This is a genomic window from Methylorubrum zatmanii (genome assembly GCF_014845115.1).
Taxonomy (GTDB): Bacteria; Pseudomonadota; Alphaproteobacteria; order Rhizobiales; family Beijerinckiaceae; genus Methylobacterium; species Methylobacterium zatmanii.
Genome location: NZ_NKUI01000045.1, coordinates 33,678 through 49,737 on the forward strand (window position 1 = coordinate 33,678; position 16,060 = coordinate 49,737).

Consider the following 16,060-nt stretch of genomic DNA (forward strand, 5'->3'; position numbering starts at 1 on the left):
ATCGTTGGGTGAAGATGCGTCGACCCCTCACGGGCGCCAGCGCAGGAAGTTACCGAGCAGAGCCAGGCCGAGGCGCTGGCTCTTCTCGGGGTGGAATTGCGTCCCCGCCATGTTGTCGCGCGCGACCATGGCCGTGACCCGGCCGCCATACTCGGCATGGGCCACCACATCCGCCGGCTCGGCGGCTTTCAGCGCGAAGCTGTGGACGAAATAGGCGTGCAGCCCGCCCTCCCCGGTCTCGATCCCGTCGAGCAAGGCGTGCTCGCGGTCGAGATGCAGGATGTTCCAGCCCATATGCGGGATCTTGAGCGCCGGGTCGGCGGGCTCGATCGGGGCGACATCGCCGGGAATCCAGCCGAGGCCCGCCGTCTCCTCGTATTCGAGGCCGCGGCTCGCCATGAGCTGCATGCCGACGCAGATGCCGAGGAACGGCCTGCCCCTGCCCTTCACCGCCTCGGTCATGGCCTCGACCATGCCCGGCACGGCGTCGAGGCCGCGGCGGCAATCGGCATAGGCACCGACGCCGGGCAGCACCACACGGTCGGCGCTCGCCACCGCATCTGGCCCATCGGTGACGACGATGCGGGTGCCATCGAGCCCGGCCTCGCGGGCGGCGCGCTCGAAGGCCTTCGCCGCCGAATGGAGGTTGCCCGATCCGTAATCGATGATCGCGACGGTCTGCTCGCTCACCGTCCAGCCTCACTCACGGGAAAGATACCGATCACCGCATCCTCGTCGCGGCGATGGACCGGGCGCGCGGGCTGGGCGGGACGGGGCGCCGCCTCCCCATCGAGCCAGCGGGCAGCGGCCTTCATCTCGGCCTCCTCTGGCGAGCCCGCAATCACGGCATCGCGCGCCGGCCGGCCATGGCGGCCATAGGTCCAGCGGCGCAGGCTCGACGCCTCCATCCCGATCAGGAGGCTTGCCAGCAGCGTGACGACGAAGGCCGCCAGCGGCGATAGGCCGAGGGCGCGGCCGGCCAGAGCCAGGGCGACGAGGCCCGCGAGCACCAGCAGGGCTGCCAGCCAGAGCCGGTGGCGCAGGAACCACAGCACCGTGAAGGCGAAGGCGCCCCAGGAGAACCCGTCCCGCACCAGTTCCGCCTGCTCCAGGGCGCGGGTATCACCACGGGCGGCGCCCTCGGGAACGTGGAGCGTATAGGTCCGCATCACTCTTCCTCGACAGCCTCAGAGCGAGCCCTTGGTGGAGGGTACACGGCCCTCCTCGCGCGGATCGATGGCGACGGCCTTGCGCAAGCTTCGGGCCACTCCCTTGAAGAGGCTTTCGGCAATGTGGTGTGCGTTCTCGCCGTAGAGCGTCTCGACATGCAGGGTGAGCCCGGAATTCATCGCGAAGGCCTGGAAGAACTCGCGCACCAGCTCGGTGTCGAACTGGCCGATCTTCTCGACGCGGAAGCTCGTGCGGAACACCAGGAACGGGCGGCCGGAAATGTCGATCGCGACACGGCTCAGTGTCTCGTCCATCGGCAGGTGGATGTCGGCGTAGCGGGCGATGCCGCGCTTGTCGCCCAGAGCCTTGGCCACGGCCTGCCCCAGGGCGATGCCGGTATCCTCCGTGGTGTGGTGCTGATCGACGTGCAGGTCGCCCTCGACCTTGATCGTGACATCGAACAGGCCGTGCCGGGCGAACAGCTCCAGCATATGGTCGAGGAAGCCGACACCGGTCGAGATCTCGGCCTTGCCCGTGCCGTCGAGATCGATCGAAACGGAAACGTCGGTCTCCGCCGTACGGCGGCTGATGCTGGCGCTACGCATCGCGGTGTGAGGCTCGCGGTGACCCTGAACGGTCGGCGGCCCTCGAAAGGCCGGCCGGGCCTGCCTTGTAGTGTGGTTTTGCCCGGCGGGGGAAGGGTTTTGACGGTCGAACCCGTCGATCCGGTCCGGCGATAACGAGTCCGCGTCATCTGCCGGTCATGCGGGGGCGCCACCGTGACCGCTTCCGACGACCTCCCGAGGCTCCGCCATGCTGTCCCGCCGTACCGTCCTTGCCGGCAGCGCCGCTCTCCTCGCGGGCGGTGGCCAGGCTGCGGCGGGCCCGGTCCGTTTCGGCATCATCGCGGATCCGCAATATGCCGAGGCTCCGCCGAACCTGACGCTCGGGCGCTATTACGCCAACAGCCTCGACAAGCTGCGCGCCGCCGTCGCCACCCTGAATGGGGAGGATCTTGGCTTCGTCATCACCCTCGGCGACATCATCGATCGCGATGTGGCCAGCTTCGAGCGCATCCTGCCGATCTACCGTACGCTGCGCCACGAGACGCGCTTCGTCCTCGGCAACCACGATTTCGCGGTGGCGCCGGAGCATCTCGGACGGGTGCCGGCCCTGCTCGGGATGGAGGCCCGCACCTACGACTTCGCCCTCGGCGGCCTTCGCTTCATCGTCCTCGACGGCAACGACGTCTCCCTGTTCGCGCCGCCGCCGGGCGACCCGCGCCGGGCGCTTGCCGAAGACCGTCTCGCGGCGGCGAAGGCGGCCGACCAGCCCAATGCCCAGCGGTGGAACGGCTCGCTCGGCGATTCGCAGGTCGCATGGCTCGAACAGAGGCTTGCGGCGGCGCGGACGGCAGGCGAGCGGGTCGTCGTATTCAATCACTATCCGGTCGCGCCGGAGAACCCCCACAATCTCTGGGATGCGGCGCGGATCACCACCCTCCTCGGGCGCCAGCCGCACGTGATCGCCTATTTCAACGGGCACAACCACGCGGGCAACTACGCCGAGCGCGACGGAATCCACTACGTCAACCTCCACGGCATGGTAGACACGCCGGACAGCTCGGCCTTTGCCGTCGTGGAGATCGCGGGCGACCGTATGGAGATCCGCGGCCACGGCCGTGAGCCGAGCCGTTCCCTCACCCTCAAGGCCGCCTGAGGCGACTCGGCTTCGGCGGACCGGAGCCTGCCTCATGCGCCGTCTCGCCGTTCTGCTTCTGGTGATGGTCGCGGCCTCGCCCGCCCTGGCGGGCTTCCCCTGCGACGAGCTGTGGGGCGAGCGCAACGCCATCTACAAGGATGCCGGCTACTGCTTCCGCACCGAGCGCGCGATCCGCGCCTTCGGGAATGCCGGATGCAAATACGACGATCTCGCCGACGTGCCGCTCTCAGCCCGTCAACGCGCCGACATCGCCGACATCCAGCGCCAGGAGCGCGCCAACGGCTGCGCCCGCTGATTTTTCCGGTGCGCCTTCCTGGCATCAACCAACGAGAGGCCCGGCGGTGACCGGCGCGGGACTGGCCTTTCCAGCGCCCGCGCCAGGCTTCCGCGCCTAGCTCTCGCCGAGCACCCGTCCCGCGACCGCGTCGAGCTTAGCGAGAAGCGCGGGGTCGCGATGGGCCGGGGCGGTCATGATCGCGCCGTCGAGGGCCCGGTGCGAGCCGGCCGGACAATTCTCGCGCTCGGCCGGGAAGTCGCGGGCGACGCGGGCGACGAGCTGAGCCGCCCGGTCGGCATTGGCCCGGGCGACGGCGATCACCGAGGCCACATCCACGCTGTCATGGCTCGGATGCCAGCAATCGTAATCCGTCACCATGGCGATCGTCGCGTAGGTGATCTCGGCTTCGCGGGCGAGCTTGGCCTCGGGCATGTTGGTCATACCGATCACATCGAAATTCGAGGCCTTGTAGTGCTTCGATTCGGCGAGGGTGGAGAATTGCGGCCCCTCCATGCAGACATAGGTGCCGCCCCGATGCACCGCGATGCCCTCGGCCTCCGCCGCGGCGGCGATTCGCCTCTGAAGCAGCGGTCCAACCGGATGCGAGAACGGCACGTGGGCGACGCAGCCATTGCCGAAGAAGGAGGTCGCGCGGCCATAGGTGCGATCCACGAACTGGTCGACGAGCACGAACAGGCCGGGATGCAGCTCGTTGCGGAAGGAGCCGCAGGCCGAAAGCGAGAGGATGTCGGTGACGCCTGCTCGCTTGAGGACGTCGATATTGGCGCGGTAATTGATGCCGGTGGGCGACAGCTTATGGCCGCGCCCATGGCGAGCCAGGAATACCACCTTCGTCGCGCCGATGCGGCCGATGCGCAGCGCGTCGGAAGGCTCACCCCAAGGAGACGTGATCGCCTCCTCGCGGACATCTTCCAGGCCGGGCAGATCATAGACGCCCGAGCCACCGATCACGCCGAGTACCGCTGCCGTCATGCGAGCATCCCTTGTTGTGTGTGCCCGGCGCCTCCTCCCTGGAAGCGGCTCCGGGACGATGGACCTGACGAGTGTTCTTGCACCGTCTCATCCCGAAACCGGCAAGCGCCGTCCGGGAGCGGCCCTCCGGCCTTGAAGCCGCGCCACGCGATTCCCCTTGGGTCACGCGGCGCGTGCGGAGCCGAGATCGGCCATGACGTTTTTGGATTCGCCCGGATCAGCCATCCGGCGACGATAGCCCTTATCGCAGGCTTGCCCCGACACGCAAACGGGCCCGCATGGGGCCCGTTCGTCGGTTCGATCTCGTGAGATCGGTCAGTAGGTCTTGTGCAGCTCCGGCTGAAGGCCGTGAACCTCGCCACCGACCTTCTTCCAGATCTGCTTCTTCACGTAATAGAGCAGGCCGGCGAGCAGGATGAGGAACAGGATTACGCGCAGACCGAGCGCCTTGCGAGCCATCATGTGCGGCTCGGCCGCCCAGGCCATGAAGGCCGACACGTCATGCGAATATTGCTCGATCGTCTCCGGCACCACCGGCTGGCCGGCCTCGTTCTTCGGGTAGGTGATCTGCCCATCGCTGAGGGGCGGTGGCATGGCGATCACGAGGCCCGGATAATATTTGTTGTAATAGCCGCTGTCCGGCATCGTGAAGCCCTTCGGAGCCTCCTCGTAGCCGTTCAGGAGCGCGTGAATGTAATCGACGCCCTGCTCCGAATATCCGGTGAAAGGCAGCGCATCGAGGACGAACCACGGGAAGCCGCGTTCGTAGGTGCGGGCCTTGGCCAGCACCGAGAAGTCCGGCGGCGCCTTGCCGCCATTGGCGGCGGCGGCCGCCTTGTCGTTCGGGAAGGGGGACGGGAAGCGGTCGGCCGGCCGGGCCGGACGCTCGACCTCTTCGCCCGAATCGTTCAGCTCCTTCACCTTGTAGGTCTCGGCCAATGCCTTGACCTGACCGGCGGTGAAGCCCGGCCCCCCCTCCTCCGCGAGGTTGCGGAAGGCGACGAGGCGCATGGAGTGACAGTTGGCGCAGACTTCCTTGTAGACTTGGAAGCCGCGCTGGAGCTGCGCCTGGTCGAAGCGGCCGAACATGCCGGCGAAGCTCCATTTCTCCCGCGGCGGGTTGGTCCCGTGGCCGTCCTCGGCCAGGGCCGAGCCGGCACCGAGGGAGGCCGCGACGAGAGCGGCGGCGGCGAGGCGTGCGATGCGCATCGTTCTTTCTCCCCGACCCCTTAGCCGCGCTTTTCCGGTTCGGCCGCCGCGCCGGCGGGTAGGCCCGCCCCGCTCACCTGCTTGCCCGGTCCGGTGACCGTCTCGAGGATCGAGCCCGGCAGGCGATCCGGTGTCTCGAACAGGCCGACCAGCGGCATGATGATGAGGAAGTGGGCGAAGTAGTAGACCGTGCACAGCCGCGAGGCGAGGACGTAGCCGCCCTCCGGGGGCTTGGCGCCGAGCCAGCCGAGCAGGATGGCGTTGATCAGGAACACCCAGAAGAACACCCGGTAGACCGGACGGTAGTTGCACGAGCGCACCCGCGAGGTGTCGAGCCAGGGCGCGAAGGCCAGGATCAGCACGGCCCCGAACATGAGGACCACGCCGCCGAGCTTGTCCGGCACCGCACGCAGGATCGCGTAGAAGGGCAGGAAGTACCATTCCGGCACGATATGCGCGGGCGTCACCGACGGGTTGGCCGGGACATAGTTGTCGGCATGGCCGAGATAGTTCGGCTGATAGAAGATGAACCACGCGAACAGGATGAAGAACACCACCACCGCGAACACGTCCTTGATGGTCGCGTAGGGGGTGAAGGGCACGGCATCCTTGCTCGATTTGATCGGGATGCCGGCCGGGTTGTTCTGGCCGGTCACGTGCAGGGCCCAGACGTGGAGCACGACGACGCCGGCGATCATCCACGGCAGCAGGAAGTGCAGCGAGAAGAAGCGGTTGATGGTCGGGTTGCCGACCGAGTACCCGCCCCAGAGCAGGCTCTGGATCGTGTCGCCGACCACCGGGATCGCCGCCAGGATGTTGGTGATGACGGTGGCGCCCCAGAAGCTCATCTGGCCCCACGGCAGGGTGTAGCCGAGGAAGGCGGTGGCCATCATCAGCAGGTAGATGATGACGCCCAGCAGGTAGAGCACCTCGCGCGGGGCCTTGTACGACCCGTAATAGAGGTTGCGGAAGATGTGGACATAGACCGCCACGAAGAACATCGACGCGCCGTTGGCGTGCGCGTAGCGCAGCAGCCAGCCGTAATTCACGTCGCGCATGATGTGCTCGACGCTCTCGAACGCGTTGCCCGCGCTCGGATCGTAATGCATCGCCAGCCAGACGCCGGTGATGATCTGGATGCCGAGGAACGCAATCAGGATCGCGCCGAAGGTCCAGAAGTAATTGAGGTTGCGCGGAACCGGGAAGGCGACGAAGGACGAGTGCACCAGCCCGACCAGCGGCAGCCGTGACTCGAACCACTTCGCGAGGCGGCTCTTGGGGACGTAGGTCGAAGTCGCGTGTGCGCTGCTCATCGGATTTGCCCGCTCCGGCTTCTCGTGTCCTGCTTCAGGCGACGGCCTTGCCGCCCTCTTCACCGATCTTCAGCTTGGTATCGGTCTCGAAGGCGTAGGGGGGGATCGGCAGGTTGGTCGGCGCCGGGCCCCGGCGCACGCGGCCGACGGCATCGAACTGCGAGCCGTGGCAGGGGCAGGCCCAACCCTCGTAATTGCCGGAATGGCCGATGGGCACGCAGCCGAGATGGGTGCAGTTGCCGTAGGCGATGAGCCAACGCTCGTGGCCGGCCTTGACGCGGGTGTCGAAGGCGGCTGGATCGATCATCTCGGAGAGGGGCACGGCCTTCATGTCCGTGACTTCCTTCTCCGTGAGCTTGCGCACGAAGATCAGCTTGCCGCGCCAGAACACGTTGACGATCTGGCCGTCCTGGATCGGGGTGAGATCGACGTCCAGCGGCGCACCGGCGGCGACGGTGGCGGCGTCGGGCGCCATGGAGGCCACAAAGGGCCACGCCACGGCGGCGGTACCGACAGCCAGTCCCGCGCCCGTCGCGAGGAACAGGAAATCGCGCTTGGTGCCCTGAGGTCCTTCGTCCGCCAAGGTGCAACCCTCCCGTCGTCAGACTATGCCGAGCCCCTCCGGGCCATCGCCGAGCCCTTCGGCTCGTTCGGACCTTGGAGGCCTTCAAATTCGAATTCTTGCACGAGGTGCAGACACCATCGCGCAGCGGCAATCAATGCGACCGTGGGTCACCGGATTACCGTCGTCTCCCGGGCGGTTCTCTGGCATGCCAGATGCGAACCTGTCTAGACTGCCCAGCTTACGCGTGATGAGTCGTCGAAACGATCCTGGCCGATCGTCACCCGAAAAACGATGGCGCCAAGACGTTCGAGACGTTTCAGCCGCGCGGCCGGCCGCCGCGCCTTGCTTGCACCGTCGAAGACCGGGAGCGTAAACGACAATCCCTGAGGAGTTTACGCGATGACCGACCGCCAGCCTGGCTTCAACACCCTCGCGATCCACGCGGGCGCCACGCCCGACCCGGCCACGGGGGCGCGGGCGACGCCGATCTACCAGACGACGAGCTTCGTCTTCGACGACGTGGATCACGCCGCCTCGCTGTTCGGGCTCCAGGCGTTCGGCAACATCTATACCCGCATCACCAACCCGACCAACGCGGTGCTGGAAGAGCGCATCGCCGCCCTGGAGGGCGGCACCGCAGCGCTCGCCGTGGCCTCCGGTCATGCGGCGGAATTCCTGACCCTGCACGCCCTGATGCAGCCGGGCGACGAGTTCGTGGCGGCCAACAAGCTCTACGGCGGCTCGATCAACCAGTTCAACCATTCCTACAAGAACTTCGGTTGGCAGGTGGTCTGGGCCGATACCGACGATCCGGATTCCTTCGAGCGCGCGATCACGCCGCGCACCAAGGCGATTTTCTGTGAATCCATCGCCAATCCCGGCGGCGTGATCACCGACATCGCCGCCCTGAGCGCCATCGCCAAGCGCCACAAGATTCCGCTCATCGTCGACAACACGATGGCGACGCCGTACCTGATCAAACCCTTCGAGCACGGCGCCGACATCGTCGTGCATTCGGCCACCAAGTTCCTGGGCGGCCACGGCAACTCCATCGGCGGCCTGATCGTCGATGGCGGCAGCTTCCAGTGGCAGGGCGACGAGCGCTATCCGATGCTCTCGCAGCCGCGGCCGGAATATGCAGGCATGGTGCTGGCCGAGACCTTCGGCAATTTCGGCTTCGCCATCGCGGTGCGGGTTCTCAGCCTGCGCGATCTCGGGCCCTCGCTCTCGCCCTTCAACGCCTTCCTGATTCTCAACGGCATCGAGACCCTGCCGCTGCGGATGCAACGCCATTCCGACAACGCACTGACGGTGGCCCGCTTCCTCAAGGACCACCCGGATGTCGCGTGGGTGAGCTATCCCGGCCTGGAGAGCGACCGCTACCACGCCCTGGCGCAGCGCTACACGCCGAAGGGAGCGGGTGCCGTGTTCACCTTCGGCCTCAAGGGCGGCTACGAGGCCGGCGTCAGGCTCGTCTCGAACCTGCAGCTGTTCAGCCATCTCGCCAATATCGGCGACACCCGCTCGCTGGTGATCCATCCCGCCTCGACCACGCACCGCCAGCTCACCGACGAGCAGAAGCGGGCCGCCGGCGCCGGCCCAGAGGTGGTTCGGCTCTCCATCGGCATCGAGGATGCGCAGGACCTGATCGACGATCTCGATGCGGCCTTGCGGGCGTAACGGCCTCATACGCCCTCCGCTGGGCCTATCGGGCAGGCGGAAGGCGTCTTCGCTCAGAGGCTGCGGGCTTGCCGATCCCGCGTCCGGTCTCAGTCCTTGCGGGATAGGGTCATCGCGTCCCGCAGGTCCCGGGCATCGGTGAGCCGCCTCCCCTCCCGGCGCATCCGGGCCAGCAACGCCCGGTCGGGGAAGCCGCGATAGGGCAGCACCGGCACCGAGCGGCCCGGCGGCACCGTGCCCTCGGTTGCGATCTGCCCGAGCACCCGGTCCAAGAGGATGCGGCCCTGCGCGTGCAACCGCACGGCGGCGCGGGTCGCGGTGATGTCGTCCGGCAGGGCAATCGCCTCCTGGGCCAGGATCGCGCCGGCATCGATCGCGGCGGCGAGGCGGTGGACCGTGACGCCGAACTCACCTGTCGCATCCGCCAGGGCATGGATCGTCGGCACCGGGCCGCGATGCAGCGGCAGCAGGCTCGGATGGACGTTGATTCCGCCGAGCGGCGCCCGCGCCAGGGTCGGCTCGGAAAAGATCTGATCGAAATGAAAGGCGACGATCAGGTCGGGCGCGTGAGCCGCGAAAGCCCGCGCCACCTCGGGACCGTTCACATCGTCGACGACGAGCGTCGGGATTCCGAGGCGTCGGCAGAGGACGGCGAGCGGCGTCGCCTCCGGCGCATCGAGACTGCCGGCGAGGCGCTGGCCGAGGGGGGCCAGGGGACGCAGCAGATCGGGCAGGCCGAAATTGACGGCGAGATAGGGCAGGAAGCCCGCGCCCGAGCGAACGAGATGACGCCGGACCTGACCGGTCAGACCGCCGGTCGCGGGACGCTCCGCGTTGGAGAGGCCGACGAAGGCGATCTGCGCCGCGCGGTCGGCCACGAAGCGGCGCACCGCGCGGGCATTCGGCAAGGCTTCCAGCGCGAACAGGGCGAGGCGGGGCGCGGGCATCAGCGGCGCGGCCGGTTGCGGAAGCGGAAACCGTGCAAGCCGGCGCTGCGGATCGATTCGGGCACCAGCAGCGCCCCGCGGGCGATCGCCGCGAGGATCGCCGGGAAGGCGATCACGTCGCGGTCCCGCTCCAAACCACGGGCGATCCGGGCGGCGGCCTCCTCTGCACTGATCTCCAACGGCCGCCAGCCCTTGATGACCCCGCCCATCGGCGTCTTGACGTAGCCCGGCGTCACCACGCTGAGCCGGACCCCCAAGGGCTTGAGCTTCTGGCGCAGGGCGAGGCCGTGGGCGAGGAGCGCCGCCTTGGCTCCGCTATAGGCTGGCGCGTCGGGCAGCGGGGCATAGGCCGCGAGGGAGGAGATCAGCGCGATCTGGCCCCGGCCCCGGCCGCTCATCAGGGTCACGCAGGGCAGCATGACGTTGAGCGCACCGGTGAGATTGATGTCCGCCGTCTCGAAGGCGGTCTCCTCCGTCTCCAAGCCGCCCGAGGGATGGCCGCCATTCACCGCCGCGTTGACGATCACGAGGTCGAGGGGCGTGTATCCGTCAGTCTCGCGGATCCAGGCGCCGATGGCCTCGCGCTCCCGAACATCGATGCTGCGGGTGCGCACATCCGCCCCCCGATCCCGGCAGGTCCGCGCCACCGCTTCGAGCCGCTCCCGGTCGCGACCGGTGAGAACGAGGCGCGTGCCCTCTGCCGCGTAGTGCCGCGCGAGGGCCGCGCCGATGCCGCTGGAGGCGCCGGTGATCAGGATGACGGGCAAGGATTCGGGACGCTTTCGGGAAGGGACGATCCGCCGGGCCGGGCCGGGATGGCCGATGGTTCGCCGTCAATACGCGGGGGAGAGCCGTCCGTCGCGCCCGGCCTGTTCCAGCGCGTCGCGGGCGAAAGCGAGGGCAGCCGGCGGCAGCGTCGCCTCGAGGCGCGAGACGGACCCCGCCACCGCCCGCTCGATCGCCGGGCGGGAGAAGTAGCCGCCATTGATCTGGGTCCGGTGCATGACGACCCGGCTGAAATCGCCCATCAGCTCCATGTCCGGCGGCTGCGGGTCGTTCCAGAACGTGTCGATGCCGCCCTGATGGGTCAGGCCGGGCATGTTGTAGACCGCCGAACCGAAGGCGAGGGTCGGCCGGCCGCGCTCCAGCGCGAGCATCCCGACCGTGGAATTCACGAGCACGACGCCGCGGCTGCCATCGATGAGCTTGGGCAGATCGCCGCCGTCGATGAAGTCGAGGCGGTCGTTGCAGCCGTGCCGCTTGGCCGATTGGCGGGCGCGCTTGCGCCAGTTCAGGATGCCGCTGTCGAGGGGGTGCAGCTTCACCAGGAGCCGCGTCGGCGCCTTCGAATGCTTGGCGAAGGAGGCGATCACCCGGTCCATGAAGCCCTCGACGCCGAGGAAGGGCGAGTGGACGCGGATCTGGTAATCGCTGTCGAGTTGCAGCGGCAGCAGGAAATAGTCGGCGTTGATCGCCTCGTAGATCTCATTGACCCGGGCCGCCTCGCGGCGGGTCCGGCTGCGGCGCAGGAACTTCTTGATCCAGCCGCCGTACTCCGCCGCGATGTGATTCGGCCGGTGGCTGCGAAAGCCGGGATAGAGATACGGGAAACCGATATTGGCGATGTTGAAACCGATATCCCACAGGCTGCGTCGGGCCATGTCCCCGGTGAGCGGCATCGCCCGGCCGGGTTGGGGCAGCTTGCGGGCCAGGGCTCGGATGTCCTCCGCGCGCTTCGGCAGGGTGGAATTGCCGTTCACGCCGCCCATCTCGCAGGTGATCCAGTAGGGCCGGACATAGCCCTCCTCGAACACGTGGATGCGCACACCCATGGGCTTGGCGACGAGGATCGCCGCCTGATGATAGGGCCGGCAATCGCCGAACAACACGATATCGGTGACGGCGTGCTCGCGGATGTAGGATTCGAGATAGGCGTCCCAGCCGTCGCGGCTGCCGCGATAGTGATCGGCGGGCAGGCGCCAGAACAGCCAGTCGCCCGCGGAGAAGTTGATGCGGCGGACCCCATGGCCGCGCTCACGCAGGGCCGCACCGAGAACCGAGAAGAACGGGGAGGCGATCCCCTGCAGGAACAGGAATGTGGCGGCGTGGCTGCCTATGGCATCGACACGAGGCTGCGACATTCCCAGGTGCTCAATCCCTGCTCACGAAGCAATTCGAGTCATGGCGTTCGGCTTGACGGTCTCACGATGGGCCGCAGCGGACAACCACTGCGCGAGCCAGCCAACAAGATCCACTCAAGCCGTTGCCGATTCGTCACGGTTTCCCATCGGGGTTTTCACCTGCGACGATCGGTCGAGGCAGCTTTCGCGCCGGATTGCGGCTCAGGTGTGTCAGCGCCCCTCGTTGTCCCTCAAAAAATAATCCGCAAGGTCCGGGACACGTCACACCGCCGTCCATGAAGATATGGCTCATGCCACTGTCGCGCTGTGCCGCGGCGGAGGCATGGGCTATGGAGCGGTCCTCACCATGATCGACCTGCGCCACATCGAGCTGCCGGGACATCCCGGGCTGCCCCGCTCCTTCCTGCCGCTCGGCGGGACGGTGCGGCACCTGCGTGCCCAGATCGAGGCGGCCTCGGGGGCGGCGCTGAGCTTTCGGACCTTCGGCCCCCCTGCGCTGTGGTCGCCCGCAGCGACGGAGGACGGCCGGCCGGCTCTGCGGGTGATGCCGGGGCCGCTGCTGAGCCCGTACGATACACCCGAGACCGGCCTGTCGAGCCTGCTTCTGACCTATGCCGGCCGGCCGGTCGGCGGCGAAGCGGCCTTGCCGGATCTCGCCGACCTGCTGCGGGCACGCCGTCTCTCGGGCCTCAACCGCTTCCCCCGGCCGGAACGCTCCCCTCATGCGGAGGCCTTCGCCGGGCATCCGCGGCCGGCGCTGGCCCTGATCGATCCGCGGCTTCGGACTTCCGCCGGCGCGACGCGCGCCTTCCTGACCCGTCTCCTGGCCGAGGATCCCGCCGGTCGCTTCATCGCCGCCGGCCCGGACGGCTGCCCCCAGGAGGCGGCCCCGGCCGATCCGCGCCTCGCCGTCATCACCGCGCCGACCGATCCGTGGCCGCTGTTTCCGCTGGCCTCGCGCCTCTGGGTGGCACGCTGGGAGGCGGGCTGCGAGGCGGAACTCGCCGGTTTCGAGACCCATTGCCCGGACCCGGCCGCCGGGCCGCGGCCGGAGGGCCTGGAAGCGTTCCTCGCCAGGCGCTACGGCGCGGGCGTTCACGGCTTCGACCCCTGGACCCGCCGGCCGATCCCGCTGGCGGCGGCGGCCGAGCGGGTGGCGTGGCTGCGCGACCGCTTCCTCGGCCATGAGACCCGCATCGTCCTCGTCGGCATCTCCGGCTGGAAACGGGCGGCGCTCGATGTTTTTGCCACGGGACCGGAGGGGGCGCCGCTCCACGCCATGACGGCGGAGGAGGCGGTGAGCCTCGCCCGCAGCCATGACGGCCGGGTCCAGGCCTGGGCGACCCGCTGCCCGGAACAGCTCCCGCGCCTGTGCGCCGAGGCCGATATTCCCTTCGCGCGGATCGAGGACGGCTTCCTGCGCTCGGTGGGATTGGGCGCCAGCCTCGAGCCGGGAGCCTCCATCGTCGTGGACGACCTCGGCATCTACTACGATCCCCGAGTGGAGAGCCGCCTCGCCCGCATCTTGCGCGAGACCGACTTCCCGCCGGGACTGACCGCCCGCGCCGCCGCCCTGCGGGAGTCGATCGTGGCGCGCCGCCTGAGCAAGTACAACGTCGGCCTTGCCGGGATCGGCGAGGATTGGCCGACGGACCGGCGGATCGTGCTGGTGCCGGGCCAGGTCGAGGACGATGCCTCGGTGCTCACCGGCTCGCCGCAGGTGCGGGGCAATCTCGCGCTCCTGCGGACCGCCCGGGCGCGCAACCCCGACGCCTTCCTGCTCTACAAGCCGCACCCGGACGTGGAGGCGGGCTTCAGACCGGGTACGATCCCGGAGGACGAGGTGCGGGCGCTGGCCGACAGAGTGGTCGGCGGCTTATCCATCGTCGACCTGCTCGACCGCTGCCATCACGTCGAGACCATGACTTCGCTCGCCGGCTTCGAGGCACTGATCCGGGGCCTGACCGTCGCCGTTCACGGCCGCCCGTTCTATGCCGGCTGGGGCCTGACCGAGGATCTCGCCCCCGGCGCCGACCGGGGCCGGAGCCTCAGCCTCGACGAATTGGTGGCGGGCGCGCTGATCCTCTACCCGCTCTATCTCGATCCGGTGGCGATGAAGCCGTGCGAGCCCGAGCAACTGCTCGACCGGCTGAGCGAGGCCCGCGCCGCCGCGCCACCCTCGCGGCTCGCCCTGGGCGCCGCCCGCCACGCCACCATGCGGCTGCGCTACGCCCTGATCAATCCGATCCTGCGCCGCTTGCGCGCCCGCCGCGGCGTGCGCAGCGGCTCGGAACGCTGAGGCCGCATGAGCCCGGCGACCTTTCTCGTTCCCTTGGGCATGGCGCTTGCCGGCTCCCTCGTCATCGAGGCGGCGGCCTCGCGCCGCCCGAGCCTTCGCCCCGGCGATCTCGCGATCCGGGCCGCAGGCTACACGCTGATCACGCTGTTCTGGTTTCAGTTCTCCTGGCGCCCCTGGCTCGCGGCCACCTCCTGCCTGCTGACGCTGGCGGTGCTCGCCGTGGTAGACCGGCTGAAGCGGAAGGTGATCGGCGAGCCGGTGGTCTTCAGCGACCTCGCGCTGCTGGCGCAGGTGCCGCGCCATCCGCAGCTCTACTACACCCTGCCCCTCACCGATCTGCGGATCGCCGGTCCGCTGTTCCTCGGCCTCTCGGCGATCGTGGCGTGGTACGTTCTGGAGCCGGCGGCCCTGCCGGAAGCGTCGGCTCCGCGCCTCCTCGCGATCCTCGGCCTTCCGGCGGCGCTGGCGGGCCTCGTCTTCGCGGCCCTGACCCCGCCTGCCGAACGATGGCTGCGCCGTGTCTTCCCACGCCCGGATCTCGCGGAGGACGTGGCGCGGTACGGCCTCGTGGCGACCATGATGGGTTATGCCCTGCGCCGCCTCGGCGAGAGCCGGACGAGGCCAGTGGCTCCCACGCCGCCGGTCGGGGCGCCGGCCGGCCCCGCCGACGAGGTGGTGGTCGTCGTCCAGCTCGAATCCTTCCTCGACCCCGCCCGGATCGGCGGACCGGATCTGCCGCTGATGGCGCGCATCCGGGCGCAAGCGGCGCAATATGGCCGCCTCGCGGTGCCGGCCCACGGCGCCTACACCATGCGCTCGGAACACGCCGTGCTGACCGGCTGCGAACCGGAAACGCTCGGCTTCGGCCGGTTCGACCCCTACCTCGCCCGCAAGGGTGACGAGCCGACGAGCCTCGCCCGGCTCGCCCGCGCCGCCGGGTTCAGGACGATCTTCGTGCATCCCTTCGACCGCGATTTCTTCGATCGGGCGCGGGTGTTCGCCCGGCTCGGCTTCGACCGCCTCGTGATGGAAGAGGATTTCGCGCGGAGCCCCCGGGTCGGCCCCTATGTCGGCGATGTCGCCGTGGCGGAGCGCATCCTGGCGGAGGTGGCGGAGGGCAGCGGCCGTACCTTCCTGTTCAGCGTCACCATGGAGAACCACGGTCCCTGGAAGGCCGGGCGGCTTACCGGGATCGATACGCCGCTGGCGCAATATGTCCATCACGTCGCCAATACCGGCCGGGCCGTCGAATTGCTGATCGACGGCCTCGCCCACCGACGGGCGACGCTCTGCGTGTTCGGCGACCACGCGCCGTCGCTGCCGGGCCTGCGCTCCCCGGCGGAAGGACCGCTCGCGACCGATTACGCCCTGTTCCGCTTCGGACGGAACGCGGCGCCCTCCCCGGCCCGGATCGATCTCACCGCGGCCCGGCTCGGCTGTGTCCTGCGGGACGCCCTGTCGGGCAAAACCGAGGGATTAAGGGGATAAGCGTGGCTGTGCCACGGTGGTGACGCATTGCTGCGTGAGCGCTCGCGGGCCGTCGGCGCCTCTCGTGCGCGTCGTCCGAAGAGTCAGGCATGGGCAAGCGTTAAATGGATCGCAGTGATCGCGCGGCTATCGAGGAGGGGGCGGACGTGATGGGACGATCCGTCGTGACCCTGAGGGAGAAGCCCGTGAGACGTGCCGCTGCGCTCGCGATCGTCGGCGCCGCGATGGCCGTTTCCGGCTGCTCGATCCTGCCGGC

Annotated in this window: 15 protein-coding genes; 5 read left to right on the forward strand and 10 right to left on the reverse strand. The window is 68.8% G+C overall.

Going from position 1 to position 16,060, the window contains the following annotated elements; translation table 11 throughout:
• Positions 1–27: 27 nt before the first annotated feature.
• Genes hisH through hisB form a run of 3 tightly spaced genes read right to left on the reverse strand, consistent with a single transcriptional unit; the run spans position 28 to position 1,775 of the window.
• Complete coding sequence (gene hisH / locus MZTS_RS06300; RefSeq protein WP_192282616.1) at positions 28–690, reverse strand: imidazole glycerol phosphate synthase subunit HisH; 663 nt, start codon at positions 688–690, stop codon at positions 28–30.
• Complete coding sequence (locus tag MZTS_RS06305) at positions 687–1,169, reverse strand: DUF2628 domain-containing protein (protein ID WP_192282618.1); 483 nt, start codon at positions 1,167–1,169, stop codon at positions 687–689. Before MZTS_RS06305 ends, hisH begins: the two co-directional genes overlap by 4 nt.
• 18 nt (positions 1,170–1,187) lie before the next feature.
• Positions 1,188–1,775, reverse strand: a complete 588-nt coding sequence (gene hisB, locus MZTS_RS06310; RefSeq protein ID WP_192282620.1) for an imidazoleglycerol-phosphate dehydratase HisB — start codon at positions 1,773–1,775, stop codon at positions 1,188–1,190.
• A 208-nt stretch (positions 1,776–1,983) separates the two neighbouring features.
• Here hisB and MZTS_RS06315 point away from each other — a divergent pair, with 208 nt between their 5' ends.
• The gene (locus tag MZTS_RS06315; protein WP_192282622.1) at positions 1,984–2,889 is read left to right on the forward strand and encodes a metallophosphoesterase; all 906 of its coding nucleotides are present in this window, start codon (positions 1,984–1,986) and stop codon (positions 2,887–2,889) included.
• A 34-nt stretch (positions 2,890–2,923) separates the two neighbouring features.
• Complete coding sequence (locus MZTS_RS06320) at positions 2,924–3,187, forward strand: YARHG domain-containing protein (protein WP_192282623.1); 264 nt, start codon at positions 2,924–2,926, stop codon at positions 3,185–3,187.
• Positions 3,188–3,283: 96 nt separating this feature from the next.
• On the opposite strand, the gene MZTS_RS06325 is transcribed toward MZTS_RS06320, so the two are convergent.
• The 4 genes from MZTS_RS06325 to petA form a co-directional block, all read right to left on the reverse strand.
• Positions 3,284–4,162, reverse strand: coding sequence for an S-methyl-5'-thioadenosine phosphorylase (locus MZTS_RS06325; protein ID WP_192282625.1), 879 nt, complete (start codon positions 4,160–4,162; stop codon positions 3,284–3,286).
• A 315-nt stretch (positions 4,163–4,477) separates the two neighbouring features.
• On the reverse strand, positions 4,478–5,371 hold the full coding sequence (locus MZTS_RS06330; protein WP_192282627.1) for a cytochrome c1: 894 nt from the start codon (positions 5,369–5,371) through the stop codon (positions 4,478–4,480).
• A gap of 20 nt (positions 5,372–5,391) precedes the next feature.
• A complete protein-coding gene (locus tag MZTS_RS06335) occupies positions 5,392–6,684 on the reverse strand; it encodes a cytochrome b (protein ID WP_192282629.1) in 1,293 nt (430 codons plus the stop codon).
• 34 nt (positions 6,685–6,718) lie between these two features.
• Positions 6,719–7,267 (reverse strand): ubiquinol-cytochrome c reductase iron-sulfur subunit, encoded by a 549-nt coding sequence (petA, locus tag MZTS_RS06340; protein ID WP_192282631.1) that lies wholly within the window; start codon positions 7,265–7,267, stop codon positions 6,719–6,721.
• A 381-nt stretch (positions 7,268–7,648) separates the two neighbouring features.
• Here petA and MZTS_RS06345 point away from each other — a divergent pair, with 381 nt between their 5' ends.
• The gene (locus tag MZTS_RS06345) at positions 7,649–8,929 is read left to right on the forward strand and encodes an O-acetylhomoserine aminocarboxypropyltransferase (protein ID WP_192282633.1); all 1,281 of its coding nucleotides are present in this window, start codon (positions 7,649–7,651) and stop codon (positions 8,927–8,929) included.
• Positions 8,930–9,018: 89 nt separating this feature from the next.
• Here the strand turns inward: MZTS_RS06345 and MZTS_RS06350 are convergent, their stop codons facing one another.
• The 3 genes from MZTS_RS06350 to MZTS_RS06360 all read right to left on the reverse strand — a co-directional run bounded on the left by MZTS_RS06350 (position 9,019) and on the right by MZTS_RS06360 (position 12,017).
• On the reverse strand, positions 9,019–9,876 hold the full coding sequence (locus MZTS_RS06350) for a formyltransferase family protein (protein ID WP_192282635.1): 858 nt from the start codon (positions 9,874–9,876) through the stop codon (positions 9,019–9,021).
• Positions 9,876–10,643, reverse strand: a complete 768-nt coding sequence (locus tag MZTS_RS06355; RefSeq protein WP_192282637.1) for an SDR family NAD(P)-dependent oxidoreductase — start codon at positions 10,641–10,643, stop codon at positions 9,876–9,878. The genes MZTS_RS06350 and MZTS_RS06355 overlap by 1 nt, the downstream gene beginning before the upstream one ends.
• A gap of 66 nt (positions 10,644–10,709) precedes the next feature.
• Positions 10,710–12,017 (reverse strand): capsule biosynthesis protein, encoded by a 1,308-nt coding sequence (locus MZTS_RS06360; RefSeq protein ID WP_192282639.1) that lies wholly within the window; start codon positions 12,015–12,017, stop codon positions 10,710–10,712.
• Between the two features lie 346 nt (positions 12,018–12,363).
• Between MZTS_RS06360 and MZTS_RS06365 the strand changes: the two genes are divergently transcribed.
• Together MZTS_RS06365 and MZTS_RS06370 are read left to right on the forward strand one after the other, a co-directional pair.
• Entirely contained in the window at positions 12,364–14,316 is a 1,953-nt protein-coding gene (locus MZTS_RS06365; protein ID WP_192282647.1) for a capsular polysaccharide export protein, LipB/KpsS family, read from the forward strand.
• 6 nt (positions 14,317–14,322) lie between these two features.
• The gene (locus tag MZTS_RS06370) at positions 14,323–15,804 is read left to right on the forward strand and encodes an LTA synthase family protein (RefSeq protein WP_192282641.1); all 1,482 of its coding nucleotides are present in this window, start codon (positions 14,323–14,325) and stop codon (positions 15,802–15,804) included.
• Positions 15,805–16,060: the final 256 nt, after the last annotated feature.